Consider the following 20,369-nt stretch of genomic DNA (forward strand, 5'->3'; position numbering starts at 1 on the left):
GTTATGCCTCACTTTCGGTGGTTCCTGCAGGCGTCACGGGCGCGATGCGCGTGAGAGCCTCGATGACGCGGTCCCGGTCGCCGCTGTCGACGATCCGGAGGTAACTGTCGACGCCGATGCCGGCGGCATCCGCTGTGGGCGCCTGCCAGCCGACGAGCAGCAGCCCGTCGCTCTCGACGACCCGGTCGATGGTCCAGGTGGCGCGGGCTACCGTCTCGATCGCGGCGGCGGGGATGAACCGGGGCTCCTCGCCGGCGAGCGACAGCACCAGCCCGTCATCACGCACGGCGACGTGGCCGCGGGCGCGGAAGCCAAGGCCGCGGATGTTCAGCCGCTCCAGCGGCTGGTCGCGGCGGGTGGTGGCGACGTAGAAGACGTCCGCGGATGCGAGGGGCGCGGCCTCCGCCTCCGGCAGCGGGTACCCGGGTTCGATGCCAGCGTCGCGGAACGTGCGGCGGCGCCAGGCGAACCAGAGGAGCGCCAGCACCGCGACCAGGGCGACGATGACGATGAGCCCCGCGGCCGTCCTATCCATGGATCGCCTCCCGCGCGGCCTGCTCGATGGCGGCGGCGTCCTGCACCGCTCCGTGGAGCACGGTGGCGTAGCCGTGATGGAAGGTCGCCTCGACCCGGCCGGGGAGCGTCATGGACAGGTACGGCGAGTTGGTGCCGAGTCCGGCGAGGTCGGAGCGGTCGAAGACGCGGCGCACGGAAGGGTCGTAGAGGGTGAGTTCGGCCGGCGCGCCCTGGCTGAGGCCTTCGCCCTGACCGGAGATGCGGCCGATTCGCGCCGGGGTGGCCGAGAGCACCCGGGCGATGTCCGCCCAGTCGAGCAGCCCGGTCTCGACGACCGCGGCGTGCGCGACCGACAACGCGGATTCGAGCCCCACCATGCCGTTGGCCGCCGCGGGCCACTCGCACTCCTTGGCCTCGACCGGGTGCGGTGCGTGGTCGGTGGCGATGATGTCGATCGTGCCGTCGGCCAGTCCCGCCCGCAGCGCCTGCACGTCCTCGGCGCTCCGGAGCGGCGGGTTCACCTTGTACCGGGCGTCGTACCCGGCGATGAGGTCCTCGGTGAGCAGGAGGTGGTGCGGGGTGACCTCGGCGGTCACGTTGATCCCGCGGGCCTTGGCCCAGCGGATGACGTCGACGGAGCCGGCGGTGGAGACGTGGCACACGTGCAGGCGGGAGCCGACATGCTCGGCCAGGAGCACGTCGCGGGCGATGATCGACTCCTCGGCGACCGCCGGCCAGCCAGCGAGGCCGAGCTCGGCGGACAGGGCGCCCTCGTTCATCTGTGCGCCCACGGTCAGCCGCGGCTCCTGCGCGTGCTGGGCGACGACGCCGTCGAAGGCTTTCACGTATTCGAGCGCGCGGCGCATGAGCAGCGGGTCGGCGACGCAGTTGCCGTCGTCGGAGAACACGCGCACGCGGGCGCGGCTCGCGGCCATCGCGCCGAGTTCGGCGAGGTGGGTGCCGGCGAGGCCCACGGTGACGGCGCCGATCGGCTGCACTGTGGCGTAGCCGGCGCGCTCACCGAGGGCGAGGACCTGCTCCACGACGCCGGCGGTGTCCTGCACGGGCGAGGTGTTGGCCATCGCGAAGACGGCGGTGAAGCCGCCGGCCGCGGCGGCGCGGCTGCCGGTGAGCACCGTCTCGCTCTGCTCGTAGCCGGGTTCGCGGAGGTGCGTGTGCAGGTCGACGAGTCCGGGCAGGGCGATCAGGCCGTCTGCGTCGATGACGGTGGCGCCCGCGGCGGAGAGCCCGGGGCCGATATCCGCGATGCGGCCGTCGGCCAGCAGCAGGTCGGCTGTCTCGCCACCGCAGGGCGCGGCCCCGCGGATCAGGTAACGCTCGCTGGCCATTTAGCTTTCCTCCCGGTCACCGGACAACAGCAGGTACAGCGCGGCCATCCGCACGGAGACGCCGTTGGTGACCTGCTCGAGCACCGTCGACTGTGCGGAATCGGCCGCAGCGGATGAAATCTCAAGGCCGCGATTCATCGGTCCGGGGTGCATGACCATCGTACCGGGCCGCAACCGGGCGAATCGCGTGTCGTCGAGCCCCCAGGTGCGCGCGTACTCCCGGCTGTTCGGGAAGAAGGAGTCCTGCATCCGCTCGGCCTGGATGCGAAGCATCATCATGACGTCCGGGCCCTCGTCGACCGCCTCGTCGAGGTCGAAGCCGACCCGTGCGGGCCAGGCCGACGTGTCGGCCGGCACCAGGGTGGGCGGCGCGATGAGGGACACCTCGGCACCGAGGGTGGACAGCAGCCAGACGTTGGAGCGGGCGACCCGGGAGTGCAGCACGTCGCCGACGATCGTGACCCGCACCCCGGCGAGGTCCTTGCCGCGGGACGCCGTGCCGTGCAGGCGCCGGCGGATGGTGAACGCGTCGAGGAGCGCCTGCGTGGGGTGCTCGTGGGTGCCGTCGCCGGCGTTGATGATCCCCGCGTCGATCCATCCGCTGTCGGCCAGCACCTGCGGGGCGCCGGAGGCGGGGTGGCGGATGACGACGCCGTCGGCGCCGATGGCCGCGAGGGTCTGCGCGGTGTCCTTCAGGCTCTCGCCCTTGGAGACGCTGGAGCCCTTGGCGCTGAAGTTGATGACATCGGCGGAGAGCCGCTTGGCGGCGGCCTCGAAAGAGATGCGGGTGCGGGTGGAGTCCTCGAAGAACAGGTTCACCACGGTCTTGCCGCGCAGGGTGGGGAGCTTCTTGACCTCCCGGGTGGCCACGTCGGCCATGTCCTCGGCGACGTCGAGCAGCAGGATCGCCTCGTCGCGGCCGAGGGTGCGCGTGGAGAGCAGGTGCCTCATGCGGCGCCGCCCTCGATGCTCACGAACTCGTCGCCGTCGGTCTCGGCCAGGTGCACGTTGATGCGTTCCGCGGTCGAGCTCGGCAGGTTCTTGCCGACGAAGTCGGCGCGGATCGGGAGTTCCCGATGGCCGCGGTCGACGAGCACGGCCAGGCGCACGGTGCGGGGGCGGCCGTAGTCGTTCAGCGCGTCGAGGGCCGCGCGGATGGTGCGCCCGGAGTACAGCACATCGTCGACGAGCACGACGGTGGCACCGTCGATGCTGCCGGGAACATGGGTGGGAGCGGGGGTGCGGGTACGGGTGCGCGAGAGGTCGTCGCGATACATGGTGATGTCGAGGGCGCCCACCGGGACATCCGCTGCCTGACCCTCGATGGAGCCGATCATGGCGGCGATGCGGCGGGCCAGCACGGCGCCGCGCGTGGGGATGCCGAGGATCATGAGGTTCTCGGAGCCCCGGTTGGACTCGAGGATCTCGTGGGAGATCCGAGTCAGGGCACGCGTGATGTCAGCCTGGTTCAGCACGGTACGTGCCATCAAACCGACCTCCTTCCCCGTCTCACAGGACGGCTCTTAAAGGATGTCTACGCGTCAAGCATACCCTGCGCCGGGACTCAGCCCGCGGCGATGAACTCGGCGAGGGCTCCGGCGTCGTTCACGGGGCCCTGGTAGCTCTTGCCGTTCACGAGCACGGTGGGCGTGCCCTGGATCGCGGGGATGTCGGCGCCCTCGATGCCGGCCAACGCCGCGTCGTTGGCGCGCTGCGCCCAGCTCGTGTAGGTGCCCCCTGCGACGCAGTCGGCGATGTCGGGCGCGCCGATGTCGTCGGTGAGCCCGGCGAGTTCATCGTCGCTCAGCCCCTTCGAGTTCTCCTTGGGCTGGTTCTCGTACAGGGCGGCCAGGTAGTCCAGGGTGGCTTCGGGCTTCGCGACGGCGACGCAGGTGAGCGCCGAGTCGGCCCGGGTGGAGTACAGCGTGCCCTGCGAGGCGCGGTCGAGGAACGTCATGGGGTGCAGCCGGAGGGTGATCGTGCCCGCGTCGACGAGGCTCGCGAGCTGGTCGCCGTTGGTCTTCTCGAAGACACCGCAGATCGGGCACATCGGGTCGAAGTAGACGTCGACCACCGTGGCGCCCTCGCCCACCTGGAGGTAGCCGTCGTCGAAGTGGGCGGCGCCCGCGGTGCCGGTGGGGATCGGCACGCTGGAGGCGCTGGCCGTCGCGTCGGAGTCGGTACCGCCGCCGCCGGCGCAACCGGTCAGGGCGAGGGCGGCGGCGACCCCCAGGGCGACGGCGAGGCGGATGCGGCGGGGTGCGGTGTGTGACATCGGTGGGCTTTCGTCGTGCCGCTTCCGCCGAACGGCTAAGCGGAGGGTGCGGTCTGGGCGATACGGCCGAGAAGGCCGTTCACGAAGCCGGCGGAGTCGGCCGTGGAGAGGACCTTGGCGGCTTCCACCGCCTCGTCGATCGCGACCGCGTGCGGGATGGCGTCGTTGTACAGGATCTCCCAGATGCCGATCCGCAGGATGGCGCGGTCGATCACGGGCATGCGGGCGAGCGTCCAGCCCTGGGAGTAGGTCTCGATGAGTTCGTCGATCTCCTCGGCGTGGTCGACCACGCCGTCGACGATCTCGCGGGCGTACAGCCACGAGGCGGCGCGGGCGGGTTCGTTCGCCGCGCGCTCAGCCTCGATCGCGAGAGACTGCGCCACCGTGATCTGGCGCACGTCCGCCACATAGAGCACGTCGAGGGCGCGCTTACGCGCCTTGGTGCGAGCGCTCACTCGTTGACGCGGCCCAGGTAGTCGCCGGTGCGGGTGTCGACCTTGACTTTGGTGCCCTGCTCGAGGAACAGGGGGACCTGGATCTGGTAGCCGGTCTCGACGGTGGCGGGCTTGGTGCCGCCGGTGGAGCGGTCGCCCTGCAGGCCCGGCTCCGTGTAGGTGATCTCCAGCGTGACGGATGCCGGCAGTTCGACGTAGAGCGGGTTGCCGTCGTGCAGGGCCACGGTCACGGCCTGGTTCTCGAGCATGAAGTTCGCGGCGTCGCCGACGACCGCGGCGGGCACGCTCAGCTGGTCGTAGTCGGAGGTGTCCATGAAGACGAAGGCGTCACCGTCGGCGTACAGGTACTGGAAGTCGCGGCGGTCGACGTTCTCGGTCTCGATCTTGGCGCCGGCGTTGAAGGTGCGGTCGACGGTCTTGCCGCTCACGACGTTCTTCATCTTGGTGCGCACGAACGCGCCACCCTTGCCGGGCTTCACGTGCTGGAATTCGATGACGGTCCAGAGCTGGCCGTCGATCTTCAGGACGACGCCATTCTTGATGTCGGCGGTAGATGCCATGGAAGGAGAATCCGTTTCGTTGGGAAAGTGGTGGCCGAATGCCTCAAAAGAGTCTAGTTGAGCCTCCCCTCCCCCGCGAAACCCGACGTGTGGTCGCTGAAACTCGCGAATAACGGCCACGAGTCCGGTTTCGCGTGCGGGGGCGGGGGCTAGCGGGGGGCTAGGAGGCGGGGTGCGCGCGGGTGACCGCGTCGAGGGCGAGGCGGTAGGAGTCGAACCCGAACCCGGCGATGACGCCGGTGGCAATCCCGCTGATGACGCTGGTGTGCCGGAAGCTGTCCCTGGCGTGCGGGTTGGAGATGTGCACCTCCACCAGCGCGAGCCCGGCCTTCGTGACGAGCGCCGCCGCGTCGCGCAGTGCGTAGCTGTAGTGGGTGAACGCGGCCGGGTTCAGGATCACCGGGAGCGCGCTGTCGACGGCCTCGTGCAGCCAGTGGATGAGCTCGGCCTCGTCGTCGGTCTGCCGGAGGTCGATGGTCACGTCGTCGCCGGCGGCATCCATCAGATAGGTGCGCAGCGCGTCGAGGTCGGCGGCGCCGTAGACGTCGGGCTCGCGGCTGCCGAGCCGGCCGAGGTTCGGACCATTCAGGACGAGGACTGTGCGCATGCTGACAGCCTAAAGGCAGGCGGCCGAACGGCAGGGACGGGCAGTCGGAGCTGGGCGATCACCGGAGGGCACAGATTCCCCCGTCGTGGGCCACGAACATCCCGGTGATCGGCATGACCTTGCCGAAGGACCGCTGCAGTTCGTGCGCCCAGGTCTCGTCGGCAACAGTCACTGTCGCGGTACCCGGGCGTTCCAGCGTCAGGATCACGCTGCCGCCCGGAGCCTCCTGGGTGAGGATGCGGTTCAGCTCGGCCGCCGCAGCGACGGCACCGCCGGGTTCCGGACGCGCCGGGATTCCATCGATCACGATGAGTTGAGAGAGCTGGCGCCCGTTGGCATCGAGCATCATGAGCCACAGTTGCCGCTGGTTGGCTCGCCCGACGAGGTCGGCGACCCGCTCCCGTGCTTCGTCCTTCGTGGTGACCGGTGGTGCGTCTCGACGTTCAGTGATGGGGTCATGCCGACCAGTGTGCGCCCGCGGCGCGAGACGGTGGCGGCGAGCCGGTTAGGAGCCGATCTCCTGGTACGCGGCGAAGAGGAGCGACGCGTCCGGTCCCTCCAGCACCGTCGGCTTGCCGATGTCGTCGAGCACGATGAACCGGAGCATGCCGCTCCTTGTCTTCTTGTCGCGCTGCATGGTGGCCAGCAGGGTGTTCCAGCGCCCGACCGGGTACGAGGTGGGCAGGGTGAGCGACTCGAGGATGCGCCGGTGCCGGTCGACGGCGGCGTCGGACAGCCTGCCGGAGAGGCGCGCCAGCTCGGCGGCGAAGATCATCCCCACCGAGACGGCGGCGCCGTGCCGCCACCCGTATCGTTCGGCGTGCTCGACGGCGTGCCCGAGGGTGTGGCCGTAGTTCAGGATCTCCCGGAGCCCGGTCTCGGTGAAGTCCTCCCCCACCACGCGCGCCTTCATGGCGATGGCGAGCTCGACCACGCGACGGAACTCGGGCGCCTGCGGGTCGGTGGCGGCGTCGACATCCGCTTCGATGATGTCGAGGATCTCGGGGACCTGGATGAACCCGGCCTTCACGATCTCGGCGAAGCCGGCGAGGATCTCGTTGCGCGGCAGGTCGGCGAGCATGTCGAGGTCGCAGATGACGGCGGCCGGCGCGTAGAACGTGCCGACGAGGTTCTTGCCCTCGGCGGTGTTGATGCCGTTCTTGCCGCCGACGGCCGCGTCGACCATGCCGAGCACACTCGTGGGGACCTGCACGAGCCTGACGCCCCGCAGCCAGGTTGCGGCGACGAACCCGGCGAGGTCCGTGACCGCACCGCCGCCGAAACCGATGACGGCGTCGGTGCGGCTGAAGTCCGCCTGCCCCATCACCTGCCAGCAGAAGGCGGCGACCTCGACGCGCTTGGCGGCCTCGGCATCGGGCACCTCGGCGATGAGCACCTGGTAGCGGCCCGCGAGGCTCTCCCGGAGGGCCTCCGCCCGAGCGCCGACGGTGCCGGTGTGCACGATGAGCACCTTCTGCACCCGGTCGCCGAGGAGGCGGGGCACTTCCCCGTGCAGACCGCGGCCGACGAGCACCGGGTAGCTGTCCCGGCCGTTCACGGTGATGGTGGTGGTGCCGTCGGTGCTGCCGGCGGGGACGGTGTCGGTCATGAGGTTCCTCTCACCCAGGTGGCGATGTCGGCCGCGATCGCATCGAGCGGGCGGGTCGACGTGTCGAAGCGGATGCTCGCCAGCTGTTCGTAGAGCGGGCGGCGTTCGTCGAAGATGCGCTGCCAGTCCTCGATGCCGCCGGCCAGCAGCGGGCGCTTGGTGCCGCCGATGCGCGTCGCGACGGCCGACGCCGCGACCGTGAGGTACACGACGCTGCAGCGGGACAGGTCGGCGCGGGTGGCGGCGTCGAGCACGGCTCCCCCGCCGAGCGAGACCACGCCGCCCGGGTCGCGCGCGTCGGCGAGGGCGTCGATCACCGCCTGCCGTTCCAGCCGGCGGAAATGCCCGGCGCCGTGCTCGGCGAAGATGTCGGCGATCGGGCCGTGGTCGGCGACGACGCGCTTGTCGGTGTCGGTGAACGGAACCCCGAGGGCTCGGGCGACGCGCTTGCCGACCTTGGTCTTGCCGGCGGCCATGGGGCCGATGAAGACGACCGGGAACGGATGCGTCACGGCGCGGTGACGGTCCGGGCAGTCGTCTTCAGGTTCTCCGGGATGTTCGCCAGGTAGGACTCGAGGTTGCGCTTCGTCTCTCCGAGCGAGTCGCCGCCGAACTTCTCCAACACGGCGTTCGCGAGAACGAGCGCGACCATCGCCTCCGCGACGACACCGGCCGCCGGGACCGCGCACACGTCGGAGCGCTGGTGGTGCGCGACGGCGGCGTCGCTGGTGGCCACGTCCACCGTGCGGAGAGCGCGCGGCACGGTGGCGATGGGCTTCATGCCTGCGCGCACGCGGAGCACCGTGCCGGTCGACATGCCGCCCTCGGTGCCGCCGGCCTTGTCGCTGGCGCGGCCGATGCCATCCGCTGACGCGAACAGCTCGTCGTGCGCCTCGGACCCGCGCCGGGTGGTGGTGAGGAACCCGTCGCCGACCTCGACGCCCTTGATCGCCTGGATGCCCATCAGGGCGGCGGCGAGCTGCGAGTCGAGGCGGCGGTCCCAGTGCACGTAGGAGCCGAGGCCGGGCGGCAGGTCGTAGGCGAGCACCTCGACGACGCCGCCGAGGGTGTCGCCGTCCTTGTGGGCGGTGTCGACCTCGGCCACCATGCGCTCCGAGGTTCCGGGGTCGAAGCAGCGCAGCGGATCCGCGTCGAGCGTGTCGACGTCGGCGCGTGTGGGAAGCGGTGCACCCTCGGGCACCCGGACCGGGCCGATGGCGAGGGTGTGGCTGACCAGGGTGATGCCGAGTTCGGCGAGGAACGGGCGCACCACGGCGCCGAGCGCGACGCGGGCGGCGGTCTCGCGGGCGCTGGCCCGCTCGAGCACCGGGCGGGCCTCGGCGAAGTCGTATTTCTGCATGCCGACGAGGTCGGCGTGACCGGGGCGGGGGCGCGTGAGCGGTGCGCCGCGGCCGCGGGACAGCGACTCGGCCGGCACGGGGTCCGGGCTCATGACCTCGGCCCACTTGGGCCATTCGGTGTTGCCGATGCGCACGGCCACGGGGCCGCCGAGCGTGAGGCCGTGCCGCACGCCGCCGGAGATGTCCAGCTCGTCCTGTTCGAACTTCATGCGCGCGCCGCGACCGTAGCCGAGCTTGCGGCGCGCGAGGTCGTCACGGATGAGGTCAGTGGAAACGGGAATCCCGGCGGGCAGACCCTCGACAATGGCGAGCAGTTCGGGCCCATGGGACTCTCCGGCGGTAAGCCATCGAAGCATGGCCCTATCCTCCCACAGCGTCCGAGGGGCCCGCGGCCAGGGCCGCCCGCATGCTCGCGAGCACCGCCGGCTCGTCGGGCAGCGGTGCGAACGGGTCGCCGGAGACGAAGATGCGCACCTGGATCAGCGCCTGGTGCAGCAGCATGCCGAGGCCCGACAGCGCCGTTCCCCCGGCCTCCTGCCAGGAGGCACCGAGCGCGCTCGGCCAGGGGGCGTAGGCCACGTCGAGCAGCGTGGCGTGCTGCCGAAGCGCTGCCGGGAACTCCACGTCGAGTCGGGTGCCGCCGGGCAGCGTGCTGACGACGAGGCCGACCGCGCGGGAGGCGTCGGGCACGGTGGCGAGGTCGGAGACGACGACGACGAGGCCCAGCGACCGCCCCAGCTCCACGAGCGGCGCCGCCTTGGCCGGGGTGCGGGCGATGAGTTCCACGGATTCCGCGCCGAGTTCCGCGGCGGCCATGACAGCGGATGCCGCGGTCGCGCCGGCGCCCAGCACGGCGACGCTGCTGACCGCGGTGATGCCCGCGTCGGCCAGCGCGCGGACGATGCCGACGACATCCGTGTTGAACCCGGCGACGGTGCGCGTGCCGTCGGCGCCCGGTTCGGAAAGGAGCAGCGTGTTGGCCGCACCGGTGACCTGGGCGACCCGGTCGCGTTCGGTGAGCAGAGGCAGCGCCTCGTGCTTGAACGGCATGGTGAGCGACAGGCCGAGCCAGTCGGGCCCCAGCGTGCCGAGGAACGCGCCGAGCTCGCCGGGGGCGACATCCTGCGCGGTGTACTCCCAGTCCAGGCCGAGCTGCCGGTAGGCGGCACGGTGCAGGGCAGGGGACTTGGAGTGGCTGACCGGGGCGCCCAGAACGGCGAGGCGCCGCCCGGGGGGCAGCTTCAGTTCGGTGGCCATGCGTCTCCCTCTGTGTGTTCGGCTACTTGTACTCGGGGTGGTCGTCCATCCACGCCAGCCACTTGTCGACGGCGGCCTGGTGCTCCTCACCGGTGGTCGAGAAGATCGTCTCGCCCGTCTCGAGGTTCCAGGTGACGAAGAACAGCCACGGGCCATCGGCCGGGTGCAGGGCCGCGTTGATGGCGAGGTCGCCCGGGTTCGAAATGGGGCCAGGTGGCAGACCCTTGTGGACGTATGTGTTGTAGGGGTTCCCGGCATCCTGGCGTTCGTCGTCGGTGGTGGCGACCCGATCGGAATGACCCGTCCCGTACGCGACCGTGGCGTCGGATTCCAGCCCCCGCGACCAGAGGTCGGGGTTCAGCCGGTTCAGGAACACCCGGGCGACCTTGGGGTAGTCCTCGGCGAGGCCGGCCTCCTTCTGCACGAGCGACGCCAGCACGATCGTGCGCCATCGGTCCTTGGGGGCGACGCCCGCTTCGTCGAGGGCCTGGAACGAGCGGTCGACCATGGTGGTGATCGCCTGCTCGGCCGTCGTGCCCGGCTGGAACGTGTACGTGGCCGGGAACAGGAATCCCTCGAGCGTCTTCGCCTGCGGCGGCAGGCCGTAGGCCTGTGGATCGGCGGCGGCCTTCTTCAGGGCGTCCAGCGGGATCCCCGTCGCCTCCGACACGAGCTGCAGCACGTCCGCCTCCACCGTCCCCTCCGGGATGACGACCTTGGCGTCGACGCGGCTGTCCGGGTCGAGGAGCAGGTCCAGGGCGGACCGGGCGCTCATGTGCGTCTTCAGCTGGTAGCTCCCCGGGTGGAACACGGGTGCGGGGCGTTGGGAGAGGAGGAGCTGGTAGAAGGCGTCGAAACTCTTGACCACGTCGTTCTTCACGAGGGTGTCGGCGATGTCTGAGCCGTCCTCGCCCTCCTGGATCGTGACGACGACGTCCTTGTCGCCCGTGCCGGTGTAGTCGCCGGGGCCCATGATGGCCTCTCGCACCTGGCTGAGCGGGCCCTGCAGGGCGATGAAGCCGGCGCCGAGCAGCGCCACGACCACGATCAGCGCGATGAGGCAGCCCCACGGCCCGCGCTTCCGCTTCTCACGCGGCGCGTGTTCGCGCAGCCGGTGGTGGGTCGCGGCAGCCGTGGCTCCGTGGTCGCGGTTCCGCGCCTCGCGGCGGGAGAGCGGCCGGTTCGCGTCGTCCGGGGCCGTGCCGCCGGCATCCGGGGTCACGTCGCCGGCCGCGTCCCCGCCGAGGAAGTGTTCCCAGTCCAGCTGGGCGCCGTCGCGTGCCGCGCCCTCCGGCCCGGTCGGTTCAGCGTGGTTCGGGTCGGAGGGGTCAGGAGGGAAGCCGGCCACCGTCACGTCCCTTCGGTCGGGTCGAGGAGGGAACCGGCGGGCCGCCCGGAGGCGCGCTCGCTGTCCAGGGCATGCTGCAGGATTATAGTCGCCGCAACTTGGTCGACCACCGGGCGCTGCGTCTTCGCGGATCGTCCCGACGAGCGCAGCGCGGACTGGGCGGTCACCGTAGTCAGTCTCTCGTCGACGAGCCGCACCGGAACCGTGAGGGCCGCGTGCAGCGCGCGGGCGAAGGCGACGGCATCGTTCGTCGACGCGGTCGTCGCGCCGGAGAGCGCCAGCGGCAGGCCCACGATCACCTCGACGACGTCCAGCTCGGCCGCGATCCCGGCGATCCGGTCGACATCCGCCGTGCCGGCGTGGTCACGCGGCACCGTCTCGACGGGAGTCGCGAGCATGGCGTGCAGGTCGCAGCGTGCAACGCCGATCCTGGCCTTGCCGACGTCGACGCCCAGCCTCACGCCCGGTCGCATCGGTCAGCGCTGCGCGGCCGTGCGCACGGTCTGGAGCGCCGCGTCGATGGCCGCCACGTCGGTGCCGCCGCCCTGCGCGAGGTCGTCCTTGCCGCCGCCGCCGCCGCCGAGCACGCCGGCCATGGCCTTGGCGAGCACGCCGGCACGCACTCCGTACTCACGGGCGGCCGGGTTGGTGGCCACGACGACGACGGGCTTGTCCCCGGCCACGCCGGCCAGGGCGACCACGGCTGCGTCGCTGCCGAGTCGTTCGCGGGTCTGGGTGACGAGGGCGCGCACGTCGTCGGCCGAATTCACGGTTCCGAGGTTCGCCGTCACCACGCGCACGTCGCCGATGCGCTCAGCGGATGCCACGAGGCTCGGAACGCGGTCTCCGAGCGCCCGGGCCTCGAACGCCGCGATCTTCTTCTCCGCGGCCTTCAGGCTCTGCACGAGGTCGTTGATGCGTTCCGGCAGCTGTTCGCGCGGGGTCTTCAGGTTCGCGGTGATCTGCGACACGATGGCGCGCTCCGCCGCGAGGTCGTTGAAGGCGTCCAGCCCGACGAGGGCCTCCACGCGCCGGTTCGCGGAGCCGACGGAGGACTCGCTGACCAGGTTGACCATGCCGATCTCGGCACTGGTCGACACGTGTGTTCCCGCGCAGAGCTCACGGGACCACGGTCCCCCGATGTCGACGACCCGCACCCGCTCGCCGTACTTCTCACCGAACAGCGCCATGGCGCCCAGCGCCTTCGCCTCGGCGAGGGGCAACTCGCGCGTGACCACCTCGAGATTGTCGCGGATGGCGTTGTTGGAGATCTCCTCGATCTCGCTGCGCGTGGCCTGCGAGAGCCCCTGGTTCCAGGAGAAGTCGAGACGGAAGAAGCCCGCCTTGTTGTACGAGCCGGACTGGTGCGCGTTCGGGCCGAGCACCTGACGGAGTGCGGCGTGCAGGATGTGCGTTCCGGAGTGCGCCTGGCGGGCGCCCCTCCGCCAGTCGGCGTCGACGATGCTCGTGGCGGGGTCGCCCACCCCGACTTCGCCCGTGCGCACGGTGACCTTGTGGCTGATGAGTCCCTTGACCGGCTTCTGCACGTCAAGCACATCGAGCTCGTACCCGGGACCGACGATGAGCCCCGCGTCCGCCTCCTGCCCGCCGGACTCGGCGTACAGCGCGGTCTCGGCGAGGATGACCTCCGCCACCTGGCCGGCGACCGCACTCGCCACCGACTCGCCGTCGACGATGAGGCCCAGGATGGAGGACTCCGTCTGGAGCTCGTCGTACCCGGTGAAGACGGTCTCCCCCGCGGCCCGGAAGGCGCTGTAGACCGACAGATCGGCCAGGTGCGTCTTCTTGGCCTTCGCATCCGCTTTCGCCATGGCGCGCTGCTTGGCCATGAGCGCGTCGAACGCCTCACGGTTCACGCTGAGGCCGGCCTCCTCGGCCATCTCGAGGGTGATTTCGATGGGGAACCCGTAGGTGTCGTGCAGGAGGAACGCGGTGTCACCGGGGAGTTCCGCCTTCTTCTCGCTGCGGGTCTTCGCGACGGCGAGGTCGAGCACGGTGCTGCCGCTGGCCAGGGTGCGGAGGAACGTCTCTTCCTCGGCGTACGCCGCCTGGCTGATGCGGTCGAACTCGGTCGCGACATCGGGATACGCGGGACTCATGGCGTCGCGGGAGGCGGGGAAAAGCACCGGGAAGGTGGCGTCATCGACGCCGAGCAGGCGCATCGCGCGCACGCTGCGGCGCAGCAGGCGACGCAGGATGTAGCCGCGGCCCTCGTTGGACGGCATGACACCATCGCTCATGAGCATGAGGGAGGAGCGCACGTGGTCGGCGACGATGCGCATCCGCACGTCGTCCTCGTGGTCGGCGCCGTAGCCGCGGCCGGACAGACCGGCAGCCAGGTCGAGCACCGGGCGCACCTGGTCGATCTCGTACATGTTCTCAACGCCCTGCTTGAGGAACGCCACACGTTCGAGGCCCATGCCGGTGTCGATGTTCTTCTTGGGCAGGTCGCCGAGGATCTTGAAGTCGTGCTTGCTCGTGCCCTCGCCGCGGAGGTACTGCATGAAGACGAGGTTCCAGATCTCCACGTACCGGTCGTCGTCGGTGGCGGGGCCGCCGTCGACGCCGTAGGCCGGGCCGCGGTCGAAGAAGATCTCGGAGCACGGGCCGGCCGGGCCGGGCTGGCCGGTTGACCAGTAGTTCGTGTCCATGCCGAGGCGCTGGATGCGCTCCTCGGGGAGGCCGAGCGCGCGCCAGTAGCGGATGGCCTCGTCGTCGTCCTGGTAGACGGTGACCCACAGGTCCTTCTCGGCGAACCCGTAGCCGCCGCCGGACTCTGGCGTGGTCAGGAGCTCCCAGGCGTAGCCGATCGCCTGCTCCTTGAAGTAGTCACCGAAGGAGAAGTTGCCGTTCATCTGGAAGAACGTGCCGTGGCGCGGGGTCTTGCCGACTTCCTCGATGTCGTTGGTACGGATGCACTTCTGCACGCTCGTGGCGCGCGGGTACGGTGCGGGCACCAACCCGGTGAGGTACGGCACGAACGGGACCATCCCGGCCACCGTGAACAGCAGCGTGGGGTCGTCACTCACGAGCGAGGCGGAGGGGACGACCGTGTGGCCCCGGTCGGCGAAGAAGTCGAGCCAGCGCCCGCGAATGTCAGCAGTCTGCATGGGTTCCGTATGTCTTGGGGGAAATGGAAAAGAGAATCGTCAGAGGGCGCCGCTGCCCGCGGCGCCGCCCTGGGCGTCGTCGCCGCCGAGCGCGGCGCGGAGCTCGGCTTCACGCTGCCGGTAGCCATCGGAGATCGCCTCGCCGAACTCGCGGGCCTTCTGGTCGAGGTCGCGGAAGAAGGCGTTGCCCTGGCGGGTCTTGTTCGCCTCGTGCGCGAGGGCGAACCCGATGCCAATGCCGATGACCAGCCAAACGAACTTCTTCATGCCCCTGCTCCCGCGTGTCGTGATGTGAGTCAAGACTAGCGTTTGCGCTCCGGCCGCGTTCCGCGCCCGACCGTCAGGGCGGCGCGCACGGCGGCCGAGAAACCGGCGAGCTTGATGAGCGGGCCCCCGACGGTGGCGGCGAACAGGGCCACGAGCGCCGAGGCGTTGCCCGTGACCTCGGCGACGTTCCGGGTGATCCCGTCCACGCGCGCGAGCTGCTTGTTGGCCTCCCGGATGGTGGTGGTCGTCTCCTGCAGGATGGGGGCGATGCCCTGGCTCGTCTCGCGGATCGCACCCGTGGTCTCGTCGAAGACCTTGCCGAGCTTGACCAGCGGGATCGCGAGGAGCGCCACCAGGACGGCGAACACGCCCGCTGCGATGAGGCCGGCGATATCTCCACCTGACATTGACACACCATCCGTTTCAAGAGCCGGGCCGCCCGCGCGGCGAATGCGAAAGGGCGGGCCACCCGTCGTGGGTGACCCGCCCTCCAGCGTAGTTCAGTTGCCTAGCGCGCTGCGTAGTACTCGACGACGAGCTGCACTTCACAGGTGACGGGGACCTCGGCACGCTTCGGGCGGCGCACGAGGCGGGCCTGCAGCTTGTCGAGTTCGACGTCGAGGTAGGCCGGAACCTTGGGGAGCACGTCGACGTGGCCGCCGGCCGCGGCGACCTGGAACGGCTCGGTGCCTTCGCTCTTGGCCTTGACGTGCATGAGCTGGCCCGGCTTCACGCGGAAGGACGGGCGGTCGACGAGCTGGCCGTCGACGAGGATGTGGCGGTGCACGACCATCTGGCGGGCCTGCGCGGTGGTGCGGGCGAAGCCGGCACGCAGCACGAGGGCGTCCAGGCGCATCTCGAGGAGCTCGACCAGGTTCTCACCGGTCAGGCCCTGGGCCTTGCGGGCCTCTTCGAAGGCGATCTTCAGCTGGGCCTCGCGGATGCCGTACTGGGCGCGCAAGCGCTGCTTCTCACGCAGGCGGACCGCGTAGTCGGAGTCGGCCTTGCGCTTGGTGCGGCCGTGCTCACCGGGAGCGTACGGACGCTTCTCGAGGTACTTGGCGGCCTTCGGGGTGAGGGCGATGCCCAGGGCGCGCGAGAGGCGGGTCTTGCTGCGCGTACGTGACTTGGTAGACACGGTTTCCTTTCAATAGAACTCAAACAGGGAGCCCGGACCGGGAACCATGCCCGGGGGCACAGCACACAGGTGCGGGGAAAGTCAGAGGGGTGGTGCCGCGGGCCGCCCGGCTACAGAGCTAGACCCAACAAACCGGAATTGGACGCAGCCGCACGCCAAGACCCGTTGTAGGCACCAGCAAGGTTACCACAGCGGCCTATCTCCCCCGCACGATCCGCCGCAGTTTCGCGAGCCGGGCCGAGACCTCGCGTTCGTTGCCATGCTCGGTGGGTTCGTAGTAGCGCACCTCGCGAAGCTCGGTCGGCGGATACTGTTGCTCGAGCACCCCGAGGGCGTCGTCGTGCGGGTATTTGTAGCCCTTGCCGTGCCCGAGTCGCTTCGCCCCGGGATAGTGGGCGTCGCGCAGGTGTTTCGGAACCCGGCCGCCCTTGCCGGCGCGCACGTCGCTGATGGCGGCGTCGAGGGCCAGGTACGAGGCGTTCGACTTGGGCGCGGTCGCCAGGTGAACCACGGCCTGCGCCAACGGGATGCGCCCCTCGGGCATGCCGATCAGCTGCACGGCGTCGGCGGCCGCGACAGCGACCACGAGCGCCTGCGGGTCGGCCATGCCGATGTCCTCGGAGGCGAGGACGATGATGCGACGGGCGATGAACCGCGGGTCCTCCCCCGCTTCGATCATGCGCGCGAGGTAATGCAGTGAGGCGTCCACGTCGCTGCCCCGCACCGATTTGATGAATGCGCTGATCACGTCGTAGTGCTCGTCGCCGTTGCGGTCGTACCGGAGCAGGGCCCTGTCCACGGCGGTGGCGACGATCTCGCTGGTCACCAGGGGCTTCTCGGCGGGCTGCCCCTCGTCGTCGCCCTCCTCGGCGGGTGCTGACATCGCCGAGACGGATGCCGCTTCCAGCGCCGTCAGGGCACGCCGTGCGTCGCCCGAGGCCAGGCGGATGATCATGGCCCGGGCGTCGGGGCGGAGCTGCACGCGCCCGGCGAGGCCGCGCTCGTCGCTGACCGCGCGGTCGACGAGGGTGCCGAGGTCCTCGTCGGAGAGCGGCTCGAGGGTGAGCAGCAGCGACCGCGACAGCAGCGGTGAGATCACCGAGAACGACGGGTTCTCGGTGGTGGCCGCCACGAGGATGACGACGCCGTTCTCGACGCCGGGGAGAAGGGCATCCTGCTGGGCCTTGCTGAAGCGGTGGATCTCGTCGAGGAACAGCACGGTGGAGATGCCGTACAGGTCCCGTGTCGTGCGGGCCTCCTCCATCACCTGCCGCACATCGCGGACGCCGGCCGAGACCGCGGAGAGCTCGACGAATCGCCGGCCGGAACTGTGGGCGATCGCCTGGGCGAGGGTGGTCTTGCCGGTGCCGGGCGGGCCCCAGAGGATCACGGACACGGAGCCGCGCTCCCCCGTCGTGTCGCCGGCGAGGCTCACGAGCGGCGATCCGGGCGTCAGCAGGTGCCGTTGGCCGGCCACCTCGTCCAGGCTCCGAGGACGCATCCGGACCGCGAGGGGCGTCGCTCCTCGTCGCAATCCGGGTTGATCCGCCATTCCTCCAGCGTAGTTTGTGCGTAGAGTTCAAGCTGGCCGAAAGGAAGAACGTGGCGCAGAACCCCAAGAACGATCGCGAAGCTCGGGCCCGGCTCCGGGCATACCAGGCACGGCGCGCGGTGCACGAGCACCAGCAGAAGCGGCGCAGGCGCGACAACGCCCTCGCCGCAGCGGGCCTCGTCATCGTCGTCGTCCTCGCGGTCGCTGCCCAGCTGCTCTTCTTCCACGGCGGTCCGGGCACCGCGGCGCCGAGCCCGAGCGGCACGCCCACGCCGAGCGCCACGCCCACACCGAGCGCGTCCGGCCAGAATTCGGGCGACGTGCCCGCGTCGACCCTCGCCGAGGGCCGCACGTGGACCGGGACGATGACGCTGAACGACGTGCAGCTCGGGTTCGAGCTCGACGGCGCGAAGGCCCCGCAGGCGGTCTCGTCGACCATCGACCTCATCAAGAAGGGGTTCTACAAGGGGCTCAGCTGCCACCGGCTCACCACGGGCGGCTTCTTCGTGCTGCAGTGCGGCGACCCGAACGGCGATGGCTCCGGCGGCCCCGGCTACAGCTACGGCCCGATTGAGAACGCCCCGGCGAACGCGGTGTACCCGGCCGGGACGATCGCCATGGCACGCCAGGGCGGGAACGCCTACAGCCAGGGCAGCCAGTTCTTCATCGTCTACGACGACACCACCATCCCGGCCGACGCGGCGGGCGGCTACACCGTCATCGGCCACGTCACCGACGGGCTCGACCAGCTGACCGCTGACATCACCGACGCGGGCGTCGCAGGCGGCGGCAGTGACGGGAAGCCGGCCGTGCCGACCACGATCACGGGCATCAGCCTGGACTGACCGATGCCGCGGCTCGGGGCGGGGAGCGACTCCAGTAGCATCGGGAGACCGTGCGGCGCGCCGTGCAATAGGCTTATGCCGGTACTGGCGCGTTAGCGTAACGCAACCCGACAACATCAAAGGTGAGACTCTTGACTGCCACAGAACAGCAACCATGGGGTCGCGTAGACGAGGACGGAACCGTCTACGTGCGCGAGGCCGACGGCGAACGCATGGTGGGCCAGTACCCTGACGCGACGCCCGCGGAGGCCCTCGCCTACTTCGAGCGCAAGTATGTGGAACTGAACGGGCAGGTGACCCTGCTCGAGCAGCGCGCCAAGGGCGGCGCCCCGGCCGGTGACATCGCCAAGGCCGTGGCGAACCTCTCCACCGCCGTTCAGGGCGCCAACGCTGTCGGCAACCTCGCCGCGCTCCAGGAGCGGCTGGCCGCCCTGGGCGGAACCGTCACCGAACTCACCGAGCAGCAGAGCAGCGAGGCGAAGGCGGCCATCGAGGCCGCCGTCGCCGAGCGCACCGCCATCGTGGAGGAGGCCGAGCGCCTCGCCGCTGAGGACCCCTCGAAGACCCAGTGGAAGCAGGCGAGCGCCACACTCGACAGCCTGTTCGCGAAGTGGCAGGCGCACCAGCACGACGCCCCCCGCATTCCCAAGGGCGAGGCGAACGAACTGTGGAAGCGCTTCCGCGCCGCCCGCAGCACCATCGAACAGCACCGCAAGGCGTTCTTCGCAGAGCTGGACAGCGCCCACAAGGAGGTGCGCACCCGCAAGCAGGAACTCATCGACAAGGCCGAGGGGCTCGCTCCGCAGGGCGTCGCCGGCATTCCCGCTTACCGTGGCCTGCTGGAGGACTGGAAGAAGGCGGGCCGGTCCGGCAAGAAGCAGGACGACGCCATGTGGGCCCGGTTCAAGGCCGCCGGCGACGTGCTGTACGCGGCGAAGTCCGAGATCGACGCCCAGGAGAACGAGGAGTTCTCCGGCAACCTCACCCAGAAACTGGAGCTCCTCACGGAGGCCGAGGCCCTGCTCACCGAGACCGACCGCACCAAGGCGCGCACGGCCCTCACCGGGATCCAGCGGCGCTGGGATGCCATCGGGAAGGTGCCGCGCGACCAGGTGAAGGTCGTCGAGGAGCGCCTGCGCAAGGTCGAAGCCGCCGTGCGCAAGCTCGACGACGAGCACTGGAAGCGCAACAACCCCGAGACGAAGGCGCGCACCGAGGGCCTGGCCGGGCAGCTGCACGACGCCATCGCCAAGCTCGAGGCCGACCTCGAGGCGGCGAAGGCGACCAAGGACCAGGCGGCCATCCAGGAAGCGAACGAGGCGCTCGAGGCCCGGAAGGCGTGGCTCCGCGCCATCGGCCAGTAGCCGCCAGCGCCGCGCACGTCCCTTCGCGCGCGAGTGCGGGCTCAGTGCCGCCTCACGCGCGAAAAGGCGACCGAACGGCCGCACTCGCGATTACTCCACAGGGAGCGACGCTCGGTGGGTTGTCCACAGACGTGAGCGAGCGCGCCAAGCGGATGCCGAGGCTGGCGCATCCTGTCGGCATGACCCCTCGCCTGGCCCCCGTCCTCTCCCCCGCTGACCTCCCGGTCGCCGAGCTCTGCAGCGCCCGCCTCGACGGGGAGCTGTACGCCAACGGCGACGGGTGGTGCCCGGTCGACGAGATCGACGACGCGACCACGCGCTCCCTGGCCGCGGCGCTCCTCGTACCGCCACGCGCGGTTGCCGAGCGGATGACCGCCGCCTGGATCTACGGCGCGTGCCCGGAGCCGGCCCGGCAGCAGTACTGCGTTGATGCCCGCTGCCGGGTCAAGATGATCCTGTCGCCGCGAATCCAGCTGCGGGAGGTCACACTGCCGCCGGCCGACGTTGTGACGCTCGTCGGCATCCGCGCGACGACACCGCTTCGCACTATGGCGGACCTCGCCCGTGACGCCACCCTGGCCGAGGACGCCGTCGTGGCCGCCCTGGGCGCCCTCGCTGATCGCTTCGGTTTCACTGCCACCGTGGTGCTGGGCGAACTGCCACGCTCCGGGCGCCAGCTGACGTGCGCGGCGGCCCGGCTGCGGGCTGTGGGGGACGGGGTCCGGTGATGGGCGC

The 20,369-nt window shown here is 70.6% G+C and carries 23 protein-coding genes; 3 read left to right on the plus strand and 20 right to left on the minus strand.

All coding sequences use genetic code 11. The features are described 5' to 3' along the window. Position 1: 1 nt before the first annotated feature. The 20 genes from EEJ31_RS03895 to EEJ31_RS03990 all read right to left on the minus strand — a co-directional run bounded on the left by EEJ31_RS03895 (position 2) and on the right by EEJ31_RS03990 (position 17,425). Positions 2 to 535 carry a PH-like domain-containing protein gene (locus EEJ31_RS03895; protein ID WP_123044984.1) on the minus strand — a complete coding sequence of 178 codons (534 nt, stop codon included), beginning with the start codon at positions 533 to 535 and terminating at the stop codon, positions 2 to 4. Then, on the minus strand, positions 528 to 1,865 hold the full coding sequence (locus EEJ31_RS03900; RefSeq protein WP_123044985.1) for a dihydroorotase: 1,338 nt from the start codon (positions 1,863 to 1,865) through the stop codon (positions 528 to 530). Before EEJ31_RS03900 ends, EEJ31_RS03895 begins: the two co-directional genes overlap by 8 nt. Beyond that, on the minus strand, positions 1,866 to 2,816 hold the full coding sequence (locus EEJ31_RS03905) for an aspartate carbamoyltransferase catalytic subunit (RefSeq protein WP_123044986.1): 951 nt from the start codon (positions 2,814 to 2,816) through the stop codon (positions 1,866 to 1,868). It lies immediately after the preceding gene. After that, positions 2,813 to 3,355 (minus strand): bifunctional pyr operon transcriptional regulator/uracil phosphoribosyltransferase PyrR, encoded by a 543-nt coding sequence (gene pyrR / locus EEJ31_RS03910; RefSeq protein WP_123044987.1) that lies wholly within the window; start codon positions 3,353 to 3,355, stop codon positions 2,813 to 2,815. Before pyrR ends, EEJ31_RS03905 begins: the two co-directional genes overlap by 4 nt. 74 nt (positions 3,356 to 3,429) lie before the next feature. Next, positions 3,430 to 4,140 carry a DsbA family protein gene (locus tag EEJ31_RS03915; protein ID WP_123044988.1) on the minus strand — a complete coding sequence of 237 codons (711 nt, stop codon included), beginning with the start codon at positions 4,138 to 4,140 and terminating at the stop codon, positions 3,430 to 3,432. Between the two features lie 35 nt (positions 4,141 to 4,175). Then, positions 4,176 to 4,595: a transcription antitermination factor NusB gene (nusB, locus tag EEJ31_RS03920; RefSeq protein WP_123044989.1), complete on the minus strand. Its 420-nt coding sequence runs from the start codon at positions 4,593 to 4,595 to the stop codon at positions 4,176 to 4,178. Continuing rightward, complete coding sequence (gene efp / locus EEJ31_RS03925; protein ID WP_123044990.1) at positions 4,592 to 5,155, minus strand: elongation factor P; 564 nt, start codon at positions 5,153 to 5,155, stop codon at positions 4,592 to 4,594. The genes nusB and efp overlap by 4 nt, the downstream gene beginning before the upstream one ends. Before the next feature lie 160 nt (positions 5,156 to 5,315). Beyond that, entirely contained in the window at positions 5,316 to 5,762 is a 447-nt protein-coding gene (locus tag EEJ31_RS03930; protein WP_123044991.1) for a type II 3-dehydroquinate dehydratase, read from the minus strand. A gap of 58 nt (positions 5,763 to 5,820) precedes the next feature. Next, positions 5,821 to 6,111: a hypothetical protein gene (locus tag EEJ31_RS03935; protein ID WP_123044992.1), complete on the minus strand. Its 291-nt coding sequence runs from the start codon at positions 6,109 to 6,111 to the stop codon at positions 5,821 to 5,823. A gap of 156 nt (positions 6,112 to 6,267) precedes the next feature. Then, positions 6,268 to 7,371, minus strand: a complete 1,104-nt coding sequence (gene aroB / locus EEJ31_RS03940; RefSeq protein WP_123044993.1) for a 3-dehydroquinate synthase — start codon at positions 7,369 to 7,371, stop codon at positions 6,268 to 6,270. Next, entirely contained in the window at positions 7,368 to 7,847 is a 480-nt protein-coding gene (locus EEJ31_RS03945; RefSeq protein ID WP_123045053.1) for a shikimate kinase, read from the minus strand. Before EEJ31_RS03945 ends, aroB begins: the two co-directional genes overlap by 4 nt. Before the next feature lie 32 nt (positions 7,848 to 7,879). Continuing rightward, a complete protein-coding gene (gene aroC, locus EEJ31_RS03950; RefSeq protein WP_123044994.1) occupies positions 7,880 to 9,088 on the minus strand; it encodes a chorismate synthase in 1,209 nt (402 codons plus the stop codon). 4 nt (positions 9,089 to 9,092) lie between these two features. Further along, positions 9,093 to 9,989 (minus strand): shikimate dehydrogenase, encoded by an 897-nt coding sequence (locus EEJ31_RS03955; protein WP_123044995.1) that lies wholly within the window; start codon positions 9,987 to 9,989, stop codon positions 9,093 to 9,095. A gap of 22 nt (positions 9,990 to 10,011) precedes the next feature. Beyond that, positions 10,012 to 11,337: an endolytic transglycosylase MltG gene (gene mltG, locus EEJ31_RS03960; RefSeq protein ID WP_233563713.1), complete on the minus strand. Its 1,326-nt coding sequence runs from the start codon at positions 11,335 to 11,337 to the stop codon at positions 10,012 to 10,014. A gap of 2 nt (positions 11,338 to 11,339) precedes the next feature. Continuing rightward, on the minus strand, positions 11,340 to 11,810 hold the full coding sequence (ruvX, locus tag EEJ31_RS03965) for a Holliday junction resolvase RuvX (RefSeq protein ID WP_199727263.1): 471 nt from the start codon (positions 11,808 to 11,810) through the stop codon (positions 11,340 to 11,342). 3 nt (positions 11,811 to 11,813) lie between these two features. Then, positions 11,814 to 14,468, minus strand: coding sequence for an alanine--tRNA ligase (gene alaS, locus EEJ31_RS03970; protein WP_123044998.1), 2,655 nt, complete (start codon positions 14,466 to 14,468; stop codon positions 11,814 to 11,816). A gap of 39 nt (positions 14,469 to 14,507) precedes the next feature. Then, on the minus strand, positions 14,508 to 14,735 hold the full coding sequence (locus EEJ31_RS03975; protein ID WP_123044999.1) for a hypothetical protein: 228 nt from the start codon (positions 14,733 to 14,735) through the stop codon (positions 14,508 to 14,510). A gap of 35 nt (positions 14,736 to 14,770) precedes the next feature. Beyond that, on the minus strand, positions 14,771 to 15,142 hold the full coding sequence (locus EEJ31_RS03980; RefSeq protein WP_123045000.1) for a DUF948 domain-containing protein: 372 nt from the start codon (positions 15,140 to 15,142) through the stop codon (positions 14,771 to 14,773). A 101-nt stretch (positions 15,143 to 15,243) separates the two neighbouring features. After that, positions 15,244 to 15,873 (minus strand): 30S ribosomal protein S4, encoded by a 630-nt coding sequence (gene rpsD, locus EEJ31_RS03985; protein WP_123045001.1) that lies wholly within the window; start codon positions 15,871 to 15,873, stop codon positions 15,244 to 15,246. A gap of 196 nt (positions 15,874 to 16,069) precedes the next feature. Beyond that, the gene (locus tag EEJ31_RS03990; protein ID WP_123045002.1) at positions 16,070 to 17,425 is read right to left on the minus strand and encodes a replication-associated recombination protein A; all 1,356 of its coding nucleotides are present in this window, start codon (positions 17,423 to 17,425) and stop codon (positions 16,070 to 16,072) included. Positions 17,426 to 17,475: 50 nt separating this feature from the next. On the opposite strand from EEJ31_RS03990, the gene EEJ31_RS03995 reads away from it, so the two are divergent. The 3 genes from EEJ31_RS03995 to EEJ31_RS04005 all read left to right on the plus strand — a co-directional run bounded on the left by EEJ31_RS03995 (position 17,476) and on the right by EEJ31_RS04005 (position 20,362). After that, positions 17,476 to 18,270, plus strand: a complete 795-nt coding sequence (locus EEJ31_RS03995; RefSeq protein WP_123045003.1) for a peptidylprolyl isomerase — start codon at positions 17,476 to 17,478, stop codon at positions 18,268 to 18,270. Between the two features lie 131 nt (positions 18,271 to 18,401). After that, positions 18,402 to 19,634 carry a DUF349 domain-containing protein gene (locus tag EEJ31_RS04000; protein ID WP_233563714.1) on the plus strand — a complete coding sequence of 411 codons (1,233 nt, stop codon included), beginning with the start codon at positions 18,402 to 18,404 and terminating at the stop codon, positions 19,632 to 19,634. 179 nt (positions 19,635 to 19,813) lie between these two features. Continuing rightward, entirely contained in the window at positions 19,814 to 20,362 is a 549-nt protein-coding gene (locus EEJ31_RS04005; RefSeq protein WP_123045004.1) for a hypothetical protein, read from the plus strand. Positions 20,363 to 20,369 lie beyond the last annotated feature (7 nt).

Origin of the sequence: Cryobacterium tepidiphilum, assembly GCF_003716325.1 — a bacterium.
Lineage (GTDB): Bacteria > Actinomycetota > Actinomycetes > Actinomycetales > Microbacteriaceae > Cryobacterium > Cryobacterium tepidiphilum.